Origin of the sequence: Streptococcus sp. 4155, assembly GCF_013276695.1 — a bacterium.
Taxonomy (GTDB): domain Bacteria; phylum Bacillota; class Bacilli; order Lactobacillales; family Streptococcaceae; genus Streptococcus; species Streptococcus pseudopneumoniae.
The window spans coordinates 1-5293 of the sequence record NZ_VMLM01000006.1 but is presented as its reverse complement, the minus strand read 5'-3'; the positions used below and the strand labels follow the sequence as shown (position 1 = coordinate 5293).

The 5293-nt window shown below is 33.6% G+C and carries 6 protein-coding genes and 3 pseudogenes; 4 read left to right on the top strand and 5 right to left on the bottom strand.

Translation table 11 applies throughout. The features are described from left to right. Window positions 1-56 precede the first annotated feature (56 nt). Window positions 57-365, bottom strand: a pseudogene (locus tag HT715_RS01025) (hypothetical protein). Between the two features lie 213 nt (window positions 366-578). Here HT715_RS01025 and HT715_RS01020 point away from each other — a divergent pair. The 4 genes and pseudogenes from HT715_RS01020 to HT715_RS01005 all read left to right on the top strand — a co-directional run bounded on the left by HT715_RS01020 (window position 579) and on the right by HT715_RS01005 (window position 1792). Further along, window positions 579-764 (top strand): hypothetical protein, encoded by a 186-nt coding sequence (locus tag HT715_RS01020; protein ID WP_001136123.1) that lies wholly within the window; start codon window positions 579-581, stop codon window positions 762-764. After that, entirely contained in the window at window positions 745-1095 is a 351-nt protein-coding gene (gene tnpB, locus HT715_RS01015) for an IS66 family insertion sequence element accessory protein TnpB (protein WP_050141977.1), read from the top strand. The genes HT715_RS01020 and tnpB overlap by 20 nt, the downstream gene beginning before the upstream one ends. Window positions 1096-1151: 56 nt before the next feature. After that, a pseudogene (locus HT715_RS12345) lies at window positions 1152-1468 on the top strand (transposase); the annotation flags it as partial. An 84-nt stretch (window positions 1469-1552) separates the two neighbouring features. Next, window positions 1553-1792, top strand: a complete 240-nt coding sequence (locus tag HT715_RS01005; protein ID WP_275689819.1) for a transposase — start codon at window positions 1553-1555, stop codon at window positions 1790-1792. A 245-nt stretch (window positions 1793-2037) separates the two neighbouring features. Here the strand turns inward: HT715_RS01005 and HT715_RS01000 are convergent, their stop codons facing one another. The 4 genes and pseudogenes from HT715_RS01000 to HT715_RS11725 form a co-directional block, all read right to left on the bottom strand. Beyond that, a complete protein-coding gene (locus HT715_RS01000) occupies window positions 2038-3465 on the bottom strand; it encodes a hypothetical protein (protein ID WP_023934526.1) in 1428 nt (475 codons plus the stop codon). Window positions 3466-3473: 8 nt separating this feature from the next. Further along, window positions 3474-4652, bottom strand: coding sequence for an MFS transporter (locus HT715_RS00995; protein ID WP_023941358.1), 1179 nt, complete (start codon window positions 4650-4652; stop codon window positions 3474-3476). Beyond that, entirely contained in the window at window positions 4645-5019 is a 375-nt protein-coding gene (locus HT715_RS00990) for a hypothetical protein (RefSeq protein WP_138699592.1), read from the bottom strand. Before HT715_RS00990 ends, HT715_RS00995 begins: the two co-directional genes overlap by 8 nt. Beyond that, window positions 4967-5293 (bottom strand): annotated as a pseudogene (locus tag HT715_RS11725) (IS630 transposase-related protein); the annotation flags it as partial. The gene HT715_RS00990 and the pseudogene HT715_RS11725, both read right to left, overlap by 53 nt.

Sequence of the window (5293 nt, the reverse complement as noted above, 5' to 3'; positions counted from 1 at the left end):
AACCATACATACGGCAAGGCGACGCTGACGTGGTTTGAAGAGATTTTCGAAGAGTATTATTTTCCTTCTTTATCAGGAAATAGGTAACCAATACCTACACAAGCCAGCACACCTGCTCCAATCACCAAGCCACTTGAAATTGGCAACAGGTCCAAAATTGCATTTGCGATGATAAAGGCAATAATCAAACACATCAGACTAGCCTTGTAGTCTTTTTTCAAAAGATTCTCTAGAGTGAAAAAGAGGAACAGACCCACCGGAATCAAAGACCATAGGCTGACATTCAAACTTGGCTAGCCAACAGAACCAAAATACAATACTGTCACTGCTGCTAATAAAAAGACAATTCCCAATAATTTTTTCATTTGTTTATCTCCAATTTTTTTATGAACTTGAGTTCTCTGATAGTGAAGCCTCACGTCCCTTACAAAAATCATTATAGTAGAGGTCAGTTTCAAGAACAAGTTCTTTTGCCTATCTGGTCTCTATATCGTAAGCGCGTCATAACAAGGTATCTATCATTCATGGAAGACCTCCTGTATACTATTAGTAAAGTAAAACTATTGGAGGATATTTTAATGCCACAACCTATTGTTCCTGTAGAGATTCCACAATCTCGTCGTTTTGATTCTAAAAAGAGAAATGATATTCTGCTTAAAATTCGTATTGGCAAGCTTGAAGTAAGTTTTTTTCAATCTCTCAATCTCGAAATGATAGAACAGCTTTTGGATAAGGTGTTGCTCTATGACAATTCATCTATCTAGCCTAGGGCAGGTCTATCTCGTATGTGGGAAAACGGATATGAGACAAGGCATTGATTCACTGGCTTATCTCATTAAAACCCACTTTGAATTGGATCCTTTCTCAGGTCAAGTCTTTCTCTTTTGTGGTGGACGTAAAGACCGCTTTAAAGCTCTTTACTGGGATGGTCAAGGATTTTGGCTACTATATAAACGCTTTGAGAACGGTAAGTTGACTTGGCCAAGTACAGAAAAGGATGTCAAAGCTCTCACACCTGAACAAGTAGACTGGCTGATGAAGGGCTTTTCTATCACTCCCCAAATAAATTCATCAGAAAGTCGTGATTTCTATTGAAATGATGCCTTTCTTTTTAGTATAATAAAGTTAGAAAACAGAGAGGGAAGCCTATGGAAGAAGATTGGGCTAAGATGGGTTTACCAATCACACGTAAGGAAATCTCTAATTGGCATATCAAGACGAGTCAATACTATTAGAGTCCCTTTATAACCTTTTACGAGAAAAGTTGTTAGAACAAGCTCTTCTTCATGCGGATGAAACCTATTATCGGGCTCTAGAGAGTGCTAGTCAGCTGACTTACTATTGGACTTTTTTGTCAGGAAAATCAGAGAAGCAAGCAAACACACTCTACCTCCATGATTAGCGTCGAAGTGGTTCAGTAGTACAAGAATTCCTAGGAGATTATTCTGGATATGTGCATTGTGATATGTTGCGGTAGTAACTTAGGACTTTAGTCCTCTAGTTCTGCCTATGCAATAGCAGTCCAAGGTTTAGGAGCAAGGCGACGCTAAGCTTGGTAAACTGCGAACCGCTAGAAGCTTATCGTCAACTGGAAGAAGCTGAACTTGTTGGATGTTGGGCGCATGTGAGAAGGAAGTTTTTTGAATCGACCCCCAAGCAAGCAGATAACTCATCCTTAGGAGCTAAAGGTTTAGCCTATTGTGACCAGTTATTTGCCTTGGAAAGAGACTGGGAAGACTTGTCAGTTGATGAACGCCTACAGAGACGTCAAGAAGAGCTCCAGCCCCTATAAGAAATCTCCAGATTAGAGAACTCACGGATAGTTCCTAATATGGAGATTTTTCAATATACTTCGTTATTGGACGGTTACAGAAAATTATCATTGTCAATCAACAAATAATTTATTCATTTTTTCTAAAACACTTTGATTAAGTATATCGAGTTCAAATTCAGTTTCAGGCCCATGACCATTTATTGGTAATTCATCAATTTCAAAACATTTATAGTTGTTCAATGTCGACTTCATATAATAAAAATCTAAAACTTTATCTCTAGGACTTTGCATGATGAATGTTTTATAAGGAAGATTTTTCTTCCACACCTTATCAGAAAACATTTCTGTAATTTCAGTTGTCGAGAACTTATCAGTAAACCATTTCCTTTCCATTCCACTTGTTTTTTTATTTGATTAGATAAATCTATCAAAGGGGAAACGCATATATGTCCACCTAGATTGTGAGAAAATCTGGCACTCAGTAGTAATCCTAATATAGATCCAAAACTTCCTGAATATAAATAAACTTTTTTAACATCTTTTACTGTTTTACTCACTATATACTCAATCGTTCTTACCAATTCATCTATCACATAATTCCAATTTTTATTTGATAATTCTGTATTAACTGAATAAGACGACCCAATATAATTAGCAACCAAGACATCTACCGAGTTGTTCAAGGCAAACCGATATATTTTAGCATTAGTAAATGAATTAAATTCATAGGATTCTGGACCACCATGTAAAGAAACTAATAACTTTTCTGGATTATTTGACTTATAATGAATCCCTTCAAACTTCTCAAAATAGAATTCTTTGCTTATTAACTCCTCTGACATATCTCTATAGATTGTCTCAAATTTTCCATCTTCAAAAAGTAAAAACTCGAATCCTTCAATCGTACTATGCTTCAAAACAAGTCTACTGTTTTGAAGTAAACAAAAATCAATCTTCCCTTCAAAATCATATTCTTTAATCATATTTGTTTTCAAGTCAATACTAACTAAAGTTGTTCGACCGAATCTATTCAAAATGACAAAAAGATTCCACTCGTCTAAAATAGCGTTAATAATAGGATAAAACAAGTCTAAACTTTCTATTAAGTATGAATCGTTTTCGAAATTATAAAGAGATATACGAGTAGTAGAGTAAAGACTGCACACCATATTTCCTCGATCACATAGATAATTCTGTATAATTTTTCCATCAATTTCTAGATTGGGCTGTATATTAGGTGTGGAAATTAACCGCAATTCAATATCATTATAGACTCTATACAAGTCCTGTTTCTCCCCAATATTACTTATCATAGCAGTGATAAGTTTTTCCTCTTCAAAAGAAATAAGAAACTGAGAGATAGAAGCTGTATCATCAGAAATGATCACAACAATATCTGAATTATAAAAATAGACATTTAGTATCTCTGCTTTATCTGATATATTGACTAGTTTATAGGTATCCAATTTAAGCTCTAGATTAATATTAATTCTAGATAACACTAAATACGAATTTTCCAGACTAAATATGTAAATAAAATTATCATTTGATAGTATTGCAGAAAATTCTTTGTCATATATTATTTGTCCATTATTATCTACTAATAATTCATCATGCCATAAAAGTTTACTATCTTGAGTATAAGATAGGAATATAGCATCATTTAAATCCAAATTTTTTATTTTCATCATCCTGTGACCTACTTTTTCATATACTTATAAAAAAGAAACAAAGAAATTGCATTTATAGTGGAAATGATAAAGAAAATGATTAATGTTTTTTGTAAATCATTTGCATACAGATTCCCTCCAAGTAATCCACCTAAACTATCTCCAATAAAATATGAAGTTTGAGATATACCATAGAAATATGAAATTTGTTCTTTAGGATACATATCCAACTCCATTAATTCTTGACTAATTACAGAACCATTTAAGAACAAAGCTCTGCATATAAGAATAAGAAACAAGTATAAAAATTGCATATTAAATATCAATAAAGCTGTTGATAAGCCCACTAAAATTTCACTGACCACAAAGATATACTCTTTATATTTTGAGGTTTTTTGACCTGAAAAAAGAGAAGAGAAATAAGTACTCAGTAGTCCTAAAATTGTCAATGTTACACCAATAACAGATACATTTATACCTTGTTTGCTTAAAATAACTGGAAGATATGGAGCAAATAAACTTACGCTTCCCCCCATAATGAAGCCGAATATTATAGTTCCAACAAGCAGGGTTCTAGCTTTTGCAAAATGTTTAAATTCAGCCTTCTCCAAATCGCCACTCTCATTATGAGATTGAGTAATAGGAGGAATTAGAAATACAGTAATCAGGCAAAGGACGCTCGAAAAAAGTAGAGTCAATTGTGTAGCGTTTTGAAACAAGAATGTTAAAATCCAGACAAGAAAACCTGCTAGTAGCATGCCTAAAGAACTTCCTACTCCATCTGCAAATTCTTTCAACGATACAATAGAGGAACGTTCTTCTTCACTTCCTATGCCCACAATCCATACTCTAATTAATAACAACACTACCGAAGCACCGATTCCTGAAACAAAACCAGATATTATAGAAATGCCTGAGTTATTAGGAAACATCCTAAAAAATAAGCCAATACTATATAAAATTAAACCACATTGAATCACTCTTTGAGGGGTAAATCGTCCTATTTTTTTACCAATATAAAATGAAAAGATGCCAGCAAATGCCATGGCAGAATAGGATAGACCATAATTAGGGAGCCTATCATTCATTTCAAACCAGAGTGCATGAACTGTTTTTGAAGTATACATAGATAGTTTAAAAAACAAATTGAAAATAAAAAAATTGATTGCAATAGGATATTTTCTTAAGATAATTCGATAGTTATTCATGATATTCGCTCACTTCACTTTCTAGTGTTTCTTTCATATCCGATAATTTTTCATTATCACTAAAATGTGTATCTAAAATTTTCAATAACGGTTGCATTTGTTTAAATTTATTGCAGTTATATAAAATTTCTAAAGATATAACCAAATAATCTTCTAGAAAAGATAAATCTAACTGTGAAACTTTGAATTGACATTGTTCTAATAATCTTTGTGCTTTTTCATACATATTCAGCTCGACATATATGTATTGTAAGTCATACCAGAAATCAAAACTTCTATCAGATAAATAATACGCTTTTTTATAATTCGTTAGACTGTCCTGCAACAATTGAAGTTCGCTCAAAACGACGTCCGCTAATCTTTTCATAGACTTTCTCCCCTCTAGGAGCCCCTGCATAAGGACGATAGAGATAGCGGTCGATTCCTGTTTCATCAATATATACGATTGGTAAATCGTTTAGGTTATCCAAAATATCAAGAAACTCAGCGACTTTCTCTGGGTCTTGTTCCTTAAAGCTCGTCATCTTTTTTTGAAGTGACCTTCATCTGCTTTAAAGCTGCCCATACTGAAGGGACAGCACAATCAAAATGTGCCGCAATTTCCCGTAAAAAAGCATCTGGATGAGCCTCTACAAAGGATT

Excerpts from the sequence above, each read along its gene's own strand:
- HT715_RS01020 (WP_001136123.1), top strand. The coding sequence starts at position 579 with ATGCCACAACCTATTGTTCCTGTAGAGATTCCACAATCTCGTCGTTTT.
- tnpB (WP_050141977.1), top strand. The coding sequence starts at position 745 with ATGACAATTCATCTATCTAGCCTAGGGCAGGTCTATCTCGTATGTGGG.
- HT715_RS01000 (WP_023934526.1), bottom strand. The coding sequence starts at position 3,465 with ATGATGAAAATAAAAAATTTGGATTTAAATGATGCTATATTCCTATCT.
- HT715_RS00995 (WP_023941358.1), bottom strand. The coding sequence starts at position 4,652 with ATGAATAACTATCGAATTATCTTAAGAAAATATCCTATTGCAATCAAT.
- HT715_RS00990 (WP_138699592.1), bottom strand. The coding sequence starts at position 5,019 with ATGAAAAGATTAGCGGACGTCGTTTTGAGCGAACTTCAATTGTTGCAG.